Annotated in this window: 15 protein-coding genes; 6 read left to right on the top strand and 9 right to left on the bottom strand. The window is 43.5% G+C overall.

Annotated features, from left to right (window positions below; all coding sequences use genetic code 11):
* Positions 1 to 64: 64 nt before the first annotated feature.
* From rfaC to rfaD, 3 genes are read right to left on the bottom strand one after another with little or no spacing between them, the layout of a single operon-like run.
* A complete protein-coding gene (gene rfaC / locus M5X66_RS17725) occupies positions 65 to 1,027 on the bottom strand; it encodes a lipopolysaccharide heptosyltransferase RfaC (RefSeq protein ID WP_154634489.1) in 963 nt (320 codons plus the stop codon).
* On the bottom strand, positions 1,027 to 2,073 hold the full coding sequence (rfaF, locus tag M5X66_RS17720) for an ADP-heptose--LPS heptosyltransferase RfaF (RefSeq protein ID WP_154634490.1): 1,047 nt from the start codon (positions 2,071 to 2,073) through the stop codon (positions 1,027 to 1,029). The genes rfaC and rfaF overlap by 1 nt, the downstream gene beginning before the upstream one ends.
* A 54-nt stretch (positions 2,074 to 2,127) precedes the next feature.
* Complete coding sequence (gene rfaD, locus M5X66_RS17715) at positions 2,128 to 3,066, bottom strand: ADP-glyceromanno-heptose 6-epimerase (protein ID WP_036950761.1); 939 nt, start codon at positions 3,064 to 3,066, stop codon at positions 2,128 to 2,130.
* Between the two features lie 232 nt (positions 3,067 to 3,298).
* On the opposite strand from rfaD, the gene M5X66_RS17710 reads away from it, so the two are divergent.
* Both M5X66_RS17710 and tdh read left to right on the top strand, forming a co-directional pair.
* The gene (locus tag M5X66_RS17710; RefSeq protein ID WP_036950763.1) at positions 3,299 to 4,492 is read left to right on the top strand and encodes a glycine C-acetyltransferase; all 1,194 of its coding nucleotides are present in this window, start codon (positions 3,299 to 3,301) and stop codon (positions 4,490 to 4,492) included.
* An 88-nt stretch (positions 4,493 to 4,580) separates the two neighbouring features.
* The gene (gene tdh, locus M5X66_RS17705; RefSeq protein WP_036950765.1) at positions 4,581 to 5,606 is read left to right on the top strand and encodes an L-threonine 3-dehydrogenase; all 1,026 of its coding nucleotides are present in this window, start codon (positions 4,581 to 4,583) and stop codon (positions 5,604 to 5,606) included.
* 76 nt (positions 5,607 to 5,682) lie between these two features.
* On the opposite strand, the gene M5X66_RS17700 is transcribed toward tdh, so the two are convergent.
* Positions 5,683 to 6,765, bottom strand: coding sequence for a divergent polysaccharide deacetylase family protein (locus tag M5X66_RS17700; protein ID WP_036950767.1), 1,083 nt, complete (start codon positions 6,763 to 6,765; stop codon positions 5,683 to 5,685).
* A gap of 60 nt (positions 6,766 to 6,825) precedes the next feature.
* Complete coding sequence (envC, locus tag M5X66_RS17695; RefSeq protein ID WP_036950769.1) at positions 6,826 to 8,118, bottom strand: murein hydrolase activator EnvC; 1,293 nt, start codon at positions 8,116 to 8,118, stop codon at positions 6,826 to 6,828.
* Positions 8,119 to 8,536: 418 nt separating this feature from the next.
* Here envC and M5X66_RS17690 point away from each other — a divergent pair, with 418 nt between their 5' ends.
* The 4 genes from M5X66_RS17690 (at position 8,537) to cysE (ending at position 11,395) form a co-directional block, all read left to right on the top strand.
* Complete coding sequence (locus M5X66_RS17690) at positions 8,537 to 8,971, top strand: rhodanese-like domain-containing protein (RefSeq protein WP_230085095.1); 435 nt, start codon at positions 8,537 to 8,539, stop codon at positions 8,969 to 8,971.
* 73 nt (positions 8,972 to 9,044) lie between these two features.
* Positions 9,045 to 9,512 (top strand): protein-export chaperone SecB, encoded by a 468-nt coding sequence (secB, locus tag M5X66_RS17685; RefSeq protein WP_006660561.1) that lies wholly within the window; start codon positions 9,045 to 9,047, stop codon positions 9,510 to 9,512.
* A gap of 9 nt (positions 9,513 to 9,521) precedes the next feature.
* Positions 9,522 to 10,550: an NAD(P)H-dependent glycerol-3-phosphate dehydrogenase gene (gene gpsA / locus M5X66_RS17680; protein WP_108479153.1), complete on the top strand. Its 1,029-nt coding sequence runs from the start codon at positions 9,522 to 9,524 to the stop codon at positions 10,548 to 10,550.
* A 23-nt stretch (positions 10,551 to 10,573) separates the two neighbouring features.
* Complete coding sequence (cysE, locus tag M5X66_RS17675; protein WP_036950776.1) at positions 10,574 to 11,395, top strand: serine O-acetyltransferase; 822 nt, start codon at positions 10,574 to 10,576, stop codon at positions 11,393 to 11,395.
* Positions 11,396 to 11,401: 6 nt separating this feature from the next.
* On the opposite strand, the gene M5X66_RS17670 is transcribed toward cysE, so the two are convergent.
* The 4 genes from M5X66_RS17670 to M5X66_RS17655 all read right to left on the bottom strand — a co-directional run bounded on the left by M5X66_RS17670 (position 11,402) and on the right by M5X66_RS17655 (position 14,717).
* A complete protein-coding gene (locus tag M5X66_RS17670; protein WP_036950778.1) occupies positions 11,402 to 11,662 on the bottom strand; it encodes a Txe/YoeB family addiction module toxin in 261 nt (86 codons plus the stop codon).
* Positions 11,655 to 11,909, bottom strand: a complete 255-nt coding sequence (locus M5X66_RS17665) for a type II toxin-antitoxin system Phd/YefM family antitoxin (protein ID WP_006663215.1) — start codon at positions 11,907 to 11,909, stop codon at positions 11,655 to 11,657. Before M5X66_RS17665 ends, M5X66_RS17670 begins: the two co-directional genes overlap by 8 nt.
* Before the next feature lie 103 nt (positions 11,910 to 12,012).
* A complete protein-coding gene (trmL, locus tag M5X66_RS17660; protein WP_036950780.1) occupies positions 12,013 to 12,516 on the bottom strand; it encodes a tRNA (uridine(34)/cytosine(34)/5-carboxymethylaminomethyluridine(34)-2'-O)-methyltransferase TrmL in 504 nt (167 codons plus the stop codon).
* A gap of 119 nt (positions 12,517 to 12,635) precedes the next feature.
* A complete protein-coding gene (locus M5X66_RS17655) occupies positions 12,636 to 14,717 on the bottom strand; it encodes a polysaccharide biosynthesis tyrosine autokinase (RefSeq protein WP_270103773.1) in 2,082 nt (693 codons plus the stop codon).
* Positions 14,718 to 14,723: the final 6 nt, after the last annotated feature.

The following is a 14,723-nucleotide window of genomic DNA, read 5'->3' as shown; positions in this document are numbered from 1 at the left end:
TTAAGCGGTCAAATGACCGCTTAATTATTATGGGAGATAGGCTTTAGATAATACTCTGAGTGGGCTATAACTCGGTGCACAGTTGTTGGAAGACCACATCAGCTTTAATGCTATCCATTCTATTATCTACGCTTTTTATCTCATTTTGGTCTTTTCCATAACCACCAATTAAACCGGGGTTTGTTGGACCAAACAGCGTAAAATTCGGTTTATCCAACGCAGCGGTTAAATGGCTTAAGCCGGTATCGACAGAAACCACTGCTTTTGCATCCGCAATCTGTTGCGCGACTTGTGCCAGCGTTAATTTTGGTAAAACTTCAACAAAATCAAAACCCTCAGCTAGCCTCATCGCTCGTTGATGCTCATGCTCTGCACCCCAAGGGAGCTTCACTCTCAGCCCAGTTTCCTTCATTAACTGAATCAGTTCACGCCAATGAGACTCAGGCCAATGCTTATCGTCGCGGGTTGTGGAGTGCAAAAACAGCACATAGGGCGCTTCGGTTTCGTCGGCAGATTGCAAGAAATGGCGAGCAATCGCGTAATCGCCTTGGGTTCTAGGGCAAGTGTACCCGAGGCTTTTAGCAAATAATTGGCGAATACGTTCTACCGCATGTTGCTGTTTACTAATGGAATAACGATGGTCGTAGAAGAAGCTAGCAATCGGCTCGCGGATACTATGGCGGTCATAACCATGTTTAGAACCGAGAGCAAGGCGAGTGACTAGCAACGCACTCTTAAGTAACCCTTGCGCATCAATCACTGCATCGTAGTGGATTTCCTGTAGTTGGCGACGAAATGCCGCACGTTCAGCACGAATTGGCGCAGCAAACCAATTTTTTCGCCAGCGACGGATTGCCACAGGGATGACTTTATTCACCGCACTATGCCATGTAGGGATTTGAGCAAACCCCTCTTCGACGACCCAATCAAATTGAATATTCGGTATTGCTGCCTGCGCATCGGTTAATGCAGGCAGAGAGTGCAAAACATCTCCCATAGATGATGTTTTTACTAATAACACTCTCATTATTTAATACCTATATTTAAACGCGTGAGGGCATCCAGTACCATTTGCGGTTGAATATCAATTAAGCTCTGGTGATAGCCACTTTCGCCGTCACCTTTACGTACTTTGTGGTAACCCGTTATCAGCCGGATCACTTCCGCTTTATCGGACAGTGGTGGGGTAAAGTCAGGGCTGCTTGGGCCATATAGTGCGACTAACGGCTTATCGAGAGCTGCAGCCACATGCATTAAGCCAGAATCATTACTCACTACGGCTTGGCAAGCGTCAATAAGATTAACGGCTTGTTCTAACGACGTTTTTCCTGCGAAATTGAGGCAGTAATGACGAGCGTCGTCAGTCAAACTTTGGCGGATTTCTTCGCCTGCTTCATGGTCTTTTTGAGAGCCAAATAACAGGACTTGGTAGCCTTGCTCGCTGATTAGTTTTTGAGCTAACGCTGCATAGTGATAGTGTGGCCAACGTTTTGCAGGACCAAATTCAGCGCCTGGGCAGAAACCAATAATTGGGCGAGAAAAATCAATATTAAATTGACTAATAGTATCACTAACTTGTTGTTTATCAGTGACTAACCTAGGCCATAGAATTGGGGCGGGAATATCATTGGCAGATTTGATGAGCTGCTTGTCATACGCCAATGCTACGTAGCGTTGCACCATCAGCGGAAATGCTTGTTTATCTAATGGGCGTAAATCATTGAGCAGCCCATAACGCATTTCACCACGCCACCCCGTTCTTTTGGCGATTTTAGCAAAGAACGGCACCAGAGCAGATTTCAAGGAATTAGGTAAAACAATCGCCTGATCGTACCCATTTTTCCGCAAATTGATGCCTAATTGACGACGTTCGCCAATTTCGAGCTTTCCATGGCCTAATGGCATGGAAATCGCTTCAGACACTTCGGGCATTTTCGCCAATAACGGACGGCACCAATCCGGTGCCATCACATCTATCTGAGCATGAGGATGCAGCGCCTTGATCGTACGATAAAGGCTCTGAGACATCATCATATCCCCTACCCATGAGGGGCCAATTACTAATATTTTCATAGGCTCAATTTTCATAGGTACTGTTTTCATAGGCACTGTTTTCATAAAAGACGATTACGCGTCTTTATTCAGCCATTGCATATATTCGGTTACGCCTTCAGCAACGGTTTTAAACGGTGCGGTGTAACCTGCGGCACGTAATTTAGTCAGATCCGCCTGAGTGAAGCTTTGGTAGCGACCTTTTAATTTCTCAGGGAATTCAATGTATTCGATAGACACATTTTTATCTTTATGGAATTCAGTGACGGCATCGGCAACGGCTTGGAATGATTCCGCGCGACCTGTACCACAGTTGAAAATGCCAGAAACATTATTTTCCCAGAACCATAAATTCACCGCTGCCACATCGCCAACGTAGATGAAATCACGGCGGAAAGTGTCGCTTCCTTCAAACAGTTTCGGGGTTTGCCCTTCATTAATTTGTTTGTTTAAGTGGTAAGCCACGCTCGCCATGCTGCCTTTATGGTTTTCATTTGGTCCATAAACGTTGAAATAGCGGAAGCCACACACTTGAGACTGAGCTTCAGGCATGATGCTGCGGACATATTGGTCGAATTGGAATTTAGAGTAGCCGTATACGTTCAGTGGTTTTTCAAATTCACGTTCTTCGATGAAATTATCGCTACGTCCGCCGTATGTCGCTGCGGAAGAGGCATACAGGAAAGGAATTTCACGTTCTAAACAGTAATGCAGCAGTTCTTTAGAAAATTGATAGTTATTATCCATCATATACTTACCATCCCACTCAGTGGTGGATGAGCAAGCACCTTCATGGAAAACAGCGTCAATATCGCCAAAATCATCACCCGCAATAACGCTCACGATAAAGTCTTCTTTATCCATGTAATCGGCGATATCGAGGTCAACAAGGTTGGCAAACTTAGTACCATCTTTCAGGTTATCCACCACCAGAATATCGGTGCGACCCATTTCATTCAGGGCTTTAATAATATTGCTGCCAATAAAACCAGCTCCGCCAGTGACTACGATCATCGTGAATACCTCAAGTGGGTTAAGAATAAATAGATACAAAATTGGGGTCTATAATAACACCTCTTTGTGCAGACAACAGTATATCGACCAGATAATTGTCCTAGTTGTCATACCTCTTTAAAGGGCATTATCGTGATCTTGCCTACAAACTTAACTTATTTGCTCACCAGATATCGCTAGTTCTAGTGACTATTATTAAACTCTGTAAACAACTTCTTTACAGGAACAAATCATGTCAGAACAATTTTACCAGCAGATTAAACAACAATTGGTGCAAATAGAAGCTGAAGGCTTGTTTAAACATGAACGCATTATTACGACCTCTCAAGACGCGGATATTGAAATCCAGGGTGGACAGCGCGTTATTAACTTCTGTGCAAATAACTATTTAGGCTTAGCCAATCATCCCGCGCTGATTGAAGCGGCAAAACAAGGTATGGATAGCCATGGCTTTGGTATGGCATCGGTTCGCTTTATTTGCGGTACCCAAGACAGCCATAAAGTTCTTGAAAAGAAAATCGCGGATTTCCTTGGAATGGAAGATGCGATTCTCTATTCCTCTTGTTTTGATGCCAATGGCGGGCTTTTCGAAACGCTACTGGGGCCAGAAGACGCCATTATTTCTGATGCACTAAACCACGCATCCATTATTGACGGTGTTCGCCTGTGTAAAGCCCAGCGCTATCGCTACAGCAATAACAATATGACGGAATTAAAACAGCGCCTTGAAGAAGCGAAAGCTGCGGGTGCGCGTCATATTCTGATTGCGACTGACGGTGTTTTCTCGATGGATGGTGTGATTGCTGACTTGAAAACTGTCTGTGACCTTGCAGATGAATATAACGCATTGGTCATGGTAGATGACTCTCATGCTGTTGGTTTTGTTGGTGAAAACGGTCGTGGTAGCCACGAGTATTGTAAAGTGATGGGGCGAGTAGACATTATTACTGGCACACTCGGAAAAGCATTAGGTGGTGCATCGGGTGGTTATACTGCCGCCAAAAAAGAGGTTGTCGAGTGGTTACGTCAACGCTCTCGTCCGTATTTATTCTCTAACTCTTTGGCACCCGCTATTGTTGCTGCGTCCATTAAGGTGATCGATATGATGACCGAAGGGCAAGAGCGCCGTGAGAAATTGTGGCGTAATGCGGTGTTATTTAGAGAAAAAATGACGGCTGCAGGATTTACATTAGCAGGCGCCGATCATGCCATCATTCCTGTGATGTTGGGTGATGCCAAAATTGCTCAGCAATTTGCCTCAGAACTATTAAAAGAAGGTATTTATGTCACTGGATTTTTCTATCCGGTAGTTCCGCAAGGACAAGCGCGAATTCGCACGCAAATGTCTGCTGCACACAGCGAAGAGGATATTTTACACGCTGTTGATGCATTCACCCGTATTGGCAAAAAGCTTCAACTAATTTAGTTATAAATTTGATTTTCTTATGAAATTAATGCAGTTGTGAAATTAAAGTGGTCATTAAATTAATGTAATCATAAATAAAAGGTCGCCTATGAAAGCACTGTCCAAATTAAAAGCAGAACCAGGTATATGGATGACAGATGTTCCGAAACCGGAACTGGGACACAATGATGTGATGATTAAAATCCGTAAAACCGCTATTTGCGGTACGGATGTTCATATCTACAACTGGGATGAATGGTCGCAAAAAACGATTCCAGTTCCGATGGTGGTGGGTCATGAATATATAGGGGAAATTGTTGAGATTGGGCAGGAAGTTAAAGGGTTTAAAATTGGTGACCGTGTTTCTGGCGAAGGGCATATTACCTGCGGTCATTGCCGTAATTGCCGAGGTGGGCGTACCCACTTATGCCGTAATACCATTGGCGTCGGTGTAAATCGCCCAGGATGTTTTGCTGAGTATTTGGTGATCCCAGCGTTTAACGCCTTTAAAATTCCAGACAATATTCCCGATGAAATTGCAGCAATTTTTGACCCATTTGGTAATGCGGTACATACGGCACTATCGTTTGATTTAGTGGGGGAAGATGTGCTGGTTTCGGGCGCAGGTCCTATTGGTATTATGGCGGCAGCAGTTTGCCGACATGTTGGTGCTCGCCATGTGGTGATCACTGACGTGAATGATTATCGCCTTGAATTAGCGAAAAAAATGGGTGTCTCCCGCGCGGTGAATGTGAGCCGTGAAAATCTTAAAGACGTCATGAATGAACTGGGCATGAAAGAAGGCTTTGATGTGGCGCTAGAAGTTTCAGGGGCGCCCGCTGCTTTCCAAACTATGCTAGATACCATGAATCATGGTGGCAGAATTGCGCTATTAGGTATTCCTCCATCATCGATGGCAACAGACTGGAGCCAAGTTATATTTAAAGGTCTGTTTATCAAGGGAATTTATGGGCGTGAAATGTTTGAAACTTGGTATAAGATGGCGACACTCGTGCAATCAGGCCTCGATTTATCACCAATCATAACTCATGAGTTTTCTATTGATGATTTCCAAAAAGGCTTTGATGTGATGTGCTCAGGGCAGTCAGGAAAAGTGATTTTAAACTGGGATTAATGCAGAATTAGCTTATGAGTTTAAAGGGTTTATTGGCGAAGGCCTTTAAACCCTTTTTTATGTTTAGTCTTACCCGTTATGGTATTTTCTTTTCTGCAATCAAGGGCTGTAGGGTTTTATCTTGATAAATGGCCTCGACCACAAACATGAGTAGCTCAATGCCTTGTAGGCGGGTTGATGGGAGTTCGATATCGCATACACCTAACTCTGCGGGATTGACTGATTTTTCAGGTTGCTCCGCAGCATCGTTGGTCAGTTCTGGCTCCGCAAGAGTTGGTGTAGCATCATCAGAATCTACCGTTGTTTTAGCCGCTTCATGAGGTTTTGCCTCTGATTTGAATGGCATTTTTGTCTCTGGCTTTGTCACTGGCAGAGTTGGATTAACACCTTCAGGTTGCATTCTGAGCGTTTTACGTGGTTCGCCAGTTGCTGGCTGATAGCCGACCAGTGAACTGACAGGCACAAGCTCAATATCAGAGGGAACCAGTGGAATAAATTTTTGTAAGGCGCGCACGGTTGATGGATGCGGGTGACCAATAGCCACCGCGCTGCCATGTTTACGCGCGTAAGCAATGGCTTTATTCAACTGTGTACGGGTTTCTTCTTCAGATTGGTGATTATCAATAAAAATATTGCGCTTCGTAGAGGGAACGCCAAATTCTTTAGCAGCATTCAATGCTTGCGTATTACCAATCGTGACGCTATCCAAGAAAAAGAGGTTCGATTGCGACAGCGAGCGCATCACATTGCGCATCCCAGAAAGGCTGGAGGTCATCTCGCTACCCATATGGTTATTCATTCCTTTAGCGTGAGGAACTCGGCTAATGGCATTTTTGATGATGCGGTCAACCTCTTCAGCACTCATCGAGGGTGCCAAAGTGTCTTTTTCGAGAGGTTGTTTACTCAATGGTTTCATGGGCATATGGATTAAAATATCCCGCCCTTGCTGATAGGCGGTTGCCGCGACTTCAGCACCATGAGGTGAGTTAGGTAAAATAGCAATACTGATGGCGGCCGGTAACGCTAGGATTTGATTATCTTCTTTGGCTCGGTAACCGAAATCATCGATGACAATAGCGAGTTTGGCGGCACTCGCCTGAGAGCTGACCATGATAAGGAGCAGGCTAATCAGTAATTTCATCGGCGAGTGTCTTAACATAATTATTTTCCTAACTTTTTATAGCCTAGCATTTTATAGGTAATGTGAAAGGTGGTTGTGCTACCTTCCTAGCCATGGGCGAGGGTTGACGGTTTTACCTTGTCGGCGAATTTCAAAGTAAAGTGCAGGGCGTTCTTGACCGCCACTACTTCCCACTAACGCAATTGGCTGACCTGCGCGGACTTCTTGTCCCACATTTACCAGCGCACTTTGGTTATAGCCATATAGGCTCATATCCCCTTTACCATGCTCAACGACAACAACCAAACCATAACCTTGAAGCCAGTCAGCGAGTAGTACACGACCATCCGCAATAGCCTTAACTTGGGTGCCTTCATTTGCGGCGATCACCATACCTTTCCAACGTAATTCGCTGGAGATCACATCCCCATAATTATGTAGGGTGGAACCGCGTACCGGCCAGATAGCTTGACCAGCAGGACGACCTAAACCGCCTGTTCGAGACATAAGTGATTGCTCACTTTCAGATGGCTTATACGTGGCGCCTTTCTGTTTGGCTTTTCTTTCCTTTTCAGCCACTTGAGCACGAATTCGCGCGGCTTCACGAGCTTCACGCTCAGCGCGTGCTTTGGCTTCGCGTTCTGCTTTAGCAATTTTGTCGCGTAGTCTGGCTTCGTTCTGCTTTAAGACCGCGAGATTTTTTTGATCTTCTTTTAATGAGCTTTCTAATACGGTTAAGGTTTTTTGCCGTGAAGCTTGCGCATTATCGAGCTTTTGTTTTTCTTGCTGCTGGCGTGTGAGCGTTGTTTTCTGCTCAGCTTGCTTTTTTTGCTCTAATTGTTTCTGTTCGTGCAGCTCTTTGGTGGTTTCTTCTAGATCAAGAATATTTTTTTCACGAGCTTGGTTGAGGTAACCATAATACGCAAGAATTCGCTCTTCCCGTTGACCTTCTTCACCCTTTAAGAGTAGTGATAAACCTTGGTGTTTACCAAGTCGGAATGCAGCATCTAACTGCTCAGCAAGTAGTTTTTCTTGCTCATTTTTTTTCTTTTGCAGCCGACTGATATTGCTAGATAAGGCGGATATTTCTTTATCTAGCTGTTTTAATTGGTTTTGTGTTAGATGCAAATCACGGCTTGCTGCTGAAATACTTTGTTCTTGCTCTTTAAGTTGCTGAAGGAGATTACTTTTTTTAGTTTGCTGTTCTTTAACGCTTTTTTCTTTTTCAGCAATGCTTTTTAGCAGGTCATTTAATTGACCTTTATTTTCGGTGATCTGATTCGCGAGCGCGACGTGAGAAGGCGCCAAAGTGAATAACCCCAAACCAAGCAGGGCGGGGATCATTGCCTGACGAACAAAAAACGTCTTTATTCGATGGGATGTATGGGCCATTGTGATAGATCACCTCAATTAAATGCAATAACTGATTATTTCATCTGCAAGTCGTGCTTTCCAGTGTTCTCTTAAAAATAGTCATAAAAACGCTTAAAAATTAAGAATATTGCTATTATACCATTTGATACTAAGTCAAATCATAGGCGTATTATCACTGAATTTTACTGTATATACTCTATTTAGATGGGAATTAATTTAGCGTCAAAGTCTAGTCGGAGCATGTTTATGTTAAAATGCCTGCGTACAGCTTTGAGAAAAAAATTCTTTTTTCAGTAAAAAGGTGTTAACTCTGCGAGTGTTTTCGCAAAAAAGACATTCTAGTTTGCGCTAACTGGCTGTAATTAGCTCGGCACAAAGGTATACTCTGAACCCTTTGATATTCGTTTTTAACTAACGGGAGTAATTGCCCCCCATGATCCAAGAAATCATGCAATTTGTCGGTCGTAACACGTTTGTTAGTCTGACTTGGATAGTGTTATTTGTTGCCGTGGTCGTGATGACCTTCAGAAGCCTATTCTCTAAAACTAAAGTCATTGCGCGCACTCAAGCGATTACAATGATCAATAAAGAAGAAGCAGTTGTTGTGGACTTACGTACTCGCGAAGAGTTCCGCAAAGGGCATATTATTGATTCTATTAACTTAACACCATCTGAAATTAAAGATAATAATTTGGGTGAGCTGGAAAAACATAAACAGAAATCTGTGATTATGGTTTCTGCAAGTGGAATGGAAGCAACTAAACCTGCTGAACAGCTTGCTCATCATGGCTTTGAAAAAGTCTTTGTCCTGAAAGAAGGGATCGCTGGTTGGGCGGGTGAAAACCTACCACTGGCTCGTGGTAAGAAGTAATTATCCGGCACTGTAAAATGTGCCGGCAACTGAATATATCTCGAAACTCTAATATGGAAGTAAGGTAATTATTATGTCAGAACAAAACAACTCAGAAATGGTATTTCAAATTCAACGTATCTACGCAAAAGACGTTTCATTTGAAGCACCTAATGCACCTCAAATCTTTCAAAAAGAGTGGCAGCCAGAGATCAAATTAGATTTAGATACTTCTTCAACTCAGCTAGCTGAAGGCGTATATGAGGTTGTTCTGCGTGTGACAACTACCGCTACTCTGGGCGAAGAAACTGCATTTCTGTGTGAAGTTCAGCAAGCGGGTGTGTTCTCCATTGATGGTATCGAAGGCACTCAAATGGCACATTGCTTAGGTGCATACTGCCCAAATATCCTGTTCCCATATGCGCGTGAAACTATCACGAACATGGTGGGTCGTGGTACTTTCCCACAATTGAACTTAGCGCCAGTTAACTTTGATGCACTGTTCATGAATTACTTACAGCAGCAACAAGGTGAACAAGCGCAGAACCCTGAAGTTCAATAAGGTCGCTTAATGAATACTGCTTCAATGACAGTGATCGGTGCCGGCTCGTACGGCACCGCTTTAGCCATTACTCTTGCACGTAATGGTCATCAGGTGGTGTTGTGGGGGCATGACCCAGCACACATCCGTAAATTAAACCAAGAACGTAGCAATCAAGCGTTTTTACCTGGTGTTTCTTTCCCTGATAGTTTATCTCTCGAAACGGACTTAAAAAGCGCCGTTGAAGCGAGCCTGAATATCTTGATTGTGGTACCTAGCCATGTATTTGGTGATGTGCTCAAGCAAATCAAACCGTATCTAAAAGCGGGCTCCCGCATTATTTGGGCAACCAAAGGGCTAGAGAGAGATACCGGGCGTTTGTTGCAAGATGTAGCGCGTGAGGTATTAGGAAACGAAATTCCTCTGGCGGTACTTTCTGGCCCCACTTTTGCAAAAGAGCTTGCAGCCGGTCTCCCTACGGCTATTTCAGTCGCTGCATCCGATAGCCAATTTGGTGATGATTTACAAAAATTATTCCATTGTGGCAAAAGTTTCCGCGTCTATAAAAACCCTGACATGATTGGTGTGCAACTTGGTGGCGCAGTGAAAAACGTTATCGCGATTGGCGCTGGGATCTCTGATGGTATGGGCTTCGGCGCAAACGCACGTACGGCATTGATCACACGAGGCTTAGCCGAAATGAGCCGCTTAGGTGTATCACTGGGTGCTGATCCATCCACATTTATGGGTATGGCAGGACTTGGCGACCTAGTGTTAACCTGCACCGACAACCAATCTCGTAACCGCCGTTTCGGCATGATGCTAGGCAATGGTGTCAGTGTGGAAGAGGCGGAAAAAGAGATTGGGCAAGTGGTTGAAGGCTATCGTAATACCAAAGAGGTGAAAGCCCTTGCGGAGCGTGCTGGTGTTGAAATGCCAATCACGGAACAGATTTATCAAATTCTCTACTGCAATAAAAATGTGTTAGAAGCCTCCCAAGCATTACTCGGGCGTGCAACTAAAGATGAAATTGCAGACATGCCTAAGTTACCAAGCTAATAATAATATAGAAGAGAGCCATTATGTCGCGTGAAGAACTGGATAGAATTTGGGGTTACATTAAGGAAGAAGCCAAGGCGCTTGCTGACTGTGAGCCTTTACTTGCCAGTTTTTTTAACGCGACATTACTGAAGCATGACAACCTCGGTAGTGCGCTTAGCTATATGTTGGCGAACAAGTTGAGCTCACCGATTATGCCCGCAATGGAAGTCCGCGAAATTGTGGAAGAAGCATATCGTAATGACGAGCAGATGATTTTTTCTGCGGCGATGGATCTCTCTGCTGTTCGTTTACGAGACCCTGCGGTTGATAAATATTCTACGCCACTGCTGTATTTGAAAGGTTTTCACGCCCTACAAGCCTATCGTATTGGGCATTGGCTATGGGGTGAAGGGCGTAAAGCGTTGGCCGTTTATCTGCAAAACCAAATTTCGGTCTCTTTTGGGGTCGATATCCATCCAGCTGCCCGTATTGGCTGTGGGATCATGCTCGACCACGCGACGGGGATCGTGATTGGTGAGACGGCGATTGTCGAAAATGATGTGTCTATTCTTCAGTCTGTTACGCTAGGCGGTACCGGTAAAACCTGTGGCGACCGTCATCCTAAAGTACGTGAAGGGGTGATGATTGGCGCTGGCGCTAAAATTCTGGGCAATATTGAAATTGGTCGCGGCGCAAAAATTGGCGCTGGCTCTGTAGTGCTGCACCCAGTTCCTCCTCATACCACAGTGGCGGGAGTTCCTGCGCGTATTGTCGGTAAGCCAACAAGCGATAAGCCATCGCTGGAGATGGATCAAAACTTTAATGGTAACGTTGATGGTTTTGAAGGCGGGGATGGGATTTAAATAAAGCTAGTAATGATAGCGACAGGCAATGATGATTAGTGCGGTATTTTCGATTGCATAAACTAGCCTATTAGTTTCATCTATTCTACGAGACCAGAAGCCAGCTAAGTTTTCTTTTAGTGGCTCTGGTTTACCTATACCGCTGAATGGCGTTCTTTTTGTGTCTTCAATGAGTTTATTGATCCGCTTTAATGTCTTTTTATCTTGGCTTTGCCAGTATAGATAATCTTCCCAAGCTTGATCCGTCCATGTTAGAAGTCTACTCATTGATTAGCTTTCTCTCTGAAATCTTACCCGCTTTAAATTGCTCGATGGATTTGTTGAGATGCTCTGCATTTGCAGGAGAGCGCAATAGGTAGATGGTTTCCATTAAACTATTGTAGTATTCCAAGGACATAACTACAGCCGCTTCAGAATCACGGCGGGTTATAATCGTCGTATCCATATCATCAACAACTCTATCAAGCACTGCTTTCAAATTGCTTCTAGCATCACTAAAGGAAATGGTTTTCATTGTATGATACCTATCTTGTACTATTTATTGTACAAGTCTAGCAGCAACTTAAATGATGTTCAAGATTTGTTCTAAATCTAGCAAACGGCATAAGCAAACTAAATTAGTCTTTCAGCAGTGCACCCGGATACCCAAGCTGGCGCCAAGCTTCGAATACCACAACGGCGACCGAGTTAGAAAGATTCATACTGCGGCTTTCAGCCAGCATCGGAATACGAATTTTCTGCTCGATCGGCATATTGTCGAGAACATACGGCGGTAAGCCGCGGGTTTCTGGTCCAAACATCAAATAATCATCTTCCCGATAGCTTACATTGCTGTGGCTTGGCTTACCTTTGGTGGTTAACGCAAACACACGGGCGCCCGTTGGAGACTGATTATTATCAGGATTTAACCCTTCACTTTCTAAGAATGCGTAATAGTCATGATGATGTTTGATATCCGCAAATTCGCTGTAATCTAGCCCTGCACGGCGTAAGCGTTTGTCATCCCAAGTAAAACCGAGGGGATGGATCAGGTGCAGACTAAAGCCTGTATTGGCGCATAAGCGGATGATATTCCCAGTATTTGGTGGGATTTCAGGTTCGAATAAAACAATATGTGGCATAACGTTAACGGCTATTGGTCGGGATGAAAAAGATGATGCAGAGTTTACGCGCAAATTTGGAAAGATGCATTAGTTGTGTCGGTATGAGAGCGAAAGGCGAGAGGTGGCTCGCCATTCTATTAATACTGGTAGACATAATGATAATCGTCAGATTTTTCATCAATGCCATTAAGGATGGTGCCAGTAATTTCGATATTATTTTGTTTGAAATGTTTAAGTGCGCGTTCAATTTCTTTAACGGTATTCACGCTATAATAGGCCACTAAGAGTGATGTACCAGCATATTTTCCGATGATTGCGGGATCTGTAATCGCAAGAATGGGTGCAGTATCCAACAAAACCATGTCATATTGATGCTTAACTGAGTCCAATAAATGCTTAAATTGCTCGCTCATAAGCAGTTCTGAAGAGTGCGTGGTGCTTTTTCCTCGACTGATAATATCCAAATTCTCAATAACTTGTTGATGTTTTGAGATGGAATTCCCGCCGTGTTGAGATAAGAATTCTGAAAGCCCAGATTTATTTTCTAACCCAAATGTTTTATGAATATGTCCTTTGCGTAAATCAGTATCAATAAGCAGAATTTTTTTACCTGCATTGGCGAGGACGACAGCCATATTCGCAGTAATAAAACTTTTTCCTACATTTGGGGATGCACTTGTCACCATCACAATATTATTGTCTTGATTCATCACAGAGAAATAGACACTTGTTCTTAATGAACGAATGGATTCTATTGCCATATCTGCTGGATTTTCAATGGATAGGGGCTTTTTACTTTCGCGATACCGTGATTTTTTTTCATCCAACGAGAATGGAACGGTGGCATAAACACGAAGGCCTAGCGCCTCGAGTTCTTCCGTGTTCTTAATTTTATTATTGAGAATCTCTTTTCCGATCACAAAGGCGCAGCCCATCACGAGGCCCAATAAGGAGGCCAAAACCATGATTAAGCTTTTCTTGGGAGCGATGGCCATGGGGTAAGACTCCGCAGAGTCAATAATTCGCACATCGGCAGTGATCCCTGAATTCAGCACACTGAGTTCGCGTTGCTTGGTCACCAACTGATTATAAATAGCTTGCTCGGATTCAACATCACGAGTTAAACGAATAATTTGCTGCTGGGTATTTGGCAGCTGTTGAATATTTTTGCTGGCTTTTTCTTTCTCGAGTAGCAATTTTTGGCGTGTATCAAGTAAGGCTTGATAAGCCGGGTGGCTGCGGGTATATCGTTGTTGAAGCTCCACTTCTTTAAAAGTAAGCTCATTTAACCTTTCTTCTACATGCAATGCACTCTCAAGCGCGGATTTGGCCTCTAGCGTTAGGTCAATGGACTCATTTTGTTTACGAAACGTATTTAACTGATTTTCATAATGGTCGAGCTTATCTTTTACTTTTGGGATGTAGTTATCTAGAAAAATCAACGTATTGTTTGTGGCTTGTTTTCTATGCTCTCTATTCTGGTTAATATAATTTTGAATGACATTATCCAAAATCTTGATATTTTCTCGTTGATTTGTCCCTTTAATTGTTAAGTTAATGATACCAGAGCCTTTACTGGCTTCATTCATACTGAGACGGCGTCGTAAATTTTCGATAGCGGAATAACGATCATTTTTTATTAAGGTCAGTTTTTCCCCACCTTGAGCGGTACATGAATCAATCAATAAGTGAATTTCACCTTGCTTTAAAGGGATGCCAATTTGCCCATGATAAGTTTGGCCTGCAAGTTCTAGCGTATATTGGCGATCATCTACAAAGGTTAAAGTGGCGGGTTGACCGATTAAATCTGGGGGGAGTTGATACTCTGCAATATGAACAATAGCCGCATCACTCAGAAATTTGGAGAATATCTTTGAAGGCAAAATCTGAATATCTAGATTCAAATCTGACACCGTTTTGCCTAACACCATTCTGGATTTAATGACTTCAATTTCTGAATCGATTTGCCCGTTATTGCCGCCAAAAAGCATTCCATCGTTCATTTTTTCTAATAGTGAGGCTTGGTTTACTTTATCGTACTGTAATGTAGCATTCGCTTGGTAAATAGGAGAAGCGAGCCAGCAATACACTCCGGCACTTAAAATGGCGGCAATAGTAAACGTCGCTATCGTTAGCGTGTTAGATTTCAGTGTTTTTAGTATGGCGAGTAAGTCGATTTCATCGGTGTTCGGCACATGCTTTTTTTCTGTATTGTTCATAGAGTT

The organism is Providencia sp. PROV188 (assembly GCF_027595165.1).
In the GTDB taxonomy this organism is placed as follows: Bacteria; Pseudomonadota; Gammaproteobacteria; order Enterobacterales; family Enterobacteriaceae; genus Providencia; species Providencia lanzhouensis.
The sequence above is the reverse complement of the archived record's forward strand: the minus strand, read 5'-3'. Positions and strand labels throughout refer to the sequence as shown.

Coding starts and splice junctions, on each gene's coding strand:
- rfaC (WP_154634489.1), bottom strand. CDS start 1,027: ATGAGAGTGTTATTAGTAAAAACATCATCTATGGGAGATGTTTTGCAC.
- rfaF (WP_154634490.1), bottom strand. CDS start 2,073: ATGAAAATATTAGTAATTGGCCCCTCATGGGTAGGGGATATGATGATG.
- rfaD (WP_036950761.1), bottom strand. CDS start 3,066: ATGATCGTAGTCACTGGCGGAGCTGGTTTTATTGGCAGCAATATTATT.
- M5X66_RS17710 (WP_036950763.1), top strand. CDS start 3,299: ATGTCAGAACAATTTTACCAGCAGATTAAACAACAATTGGTGCAAATA.
- tdh (WP_036950765.1), top strand. CDS start 4,581: ATGAAAGCACTGTCCAAATTAAAAGCAGAACCAGGTATATGGATGACA.
- M5X66_RS17700 (WP_036950767.1), bottom strand. CDS start 6,765: ATGTTAAGACACTCGCCGATGAAATTACTGATTAGCCTGCTCCTTATC.
- envC (WP_036950769.1), bottom strand. CDS start 8,118: ATGGCCCATACATCCCATCGAATAAAGACGTTTTTTGTTCGTCAGGCA.
- secB (WP_006660561.1), top strand. CDS start 9,045: ATGTCAGAACAAAACAACTCAGAAATGGTATTTCAAATTCAACGTATC.
- gpsA (WP_108479153.1), top strand. CDS start 9,522: ATGAATACTGCTTCAATGACAGTGATCGGTGCCGGCTCGTACGGCACC.
- cysE (WP_036950776.1), top strand. CDS start 10,574: ATGTCGCGTGAAGAACTGGATAGAATTTGGGGTTACATTAAGGAAGAA.
- M5X66_RS17670 (WP_036950778.1), bottom strand. CDS start 11,662: ATGAGTAGACTTCTAACATGGACGGATCAAGCTTGGGAAGATTATCTA.
- M5X66_RS17665 (WP_006663215.1), bottom strand. CDS start 11,909: ATGAAAACCATTTCCTTTAGTGATGCTAGAAGCAATTTGAAAGCAGTG.
- trmL (WP_036950780.1), bottom strand. CDS start 12,516: ATGCCACATATTGTTTTATTCGAACCTGAAATCCCACCAAATACTGGG.
- M5X66_RS17655 (WP_270103773.1), bottom strand. CDS start 14,717: ATGAACAATACAGAAAAAAAGCATGTGCCGAACACCGATGAAATCGAC.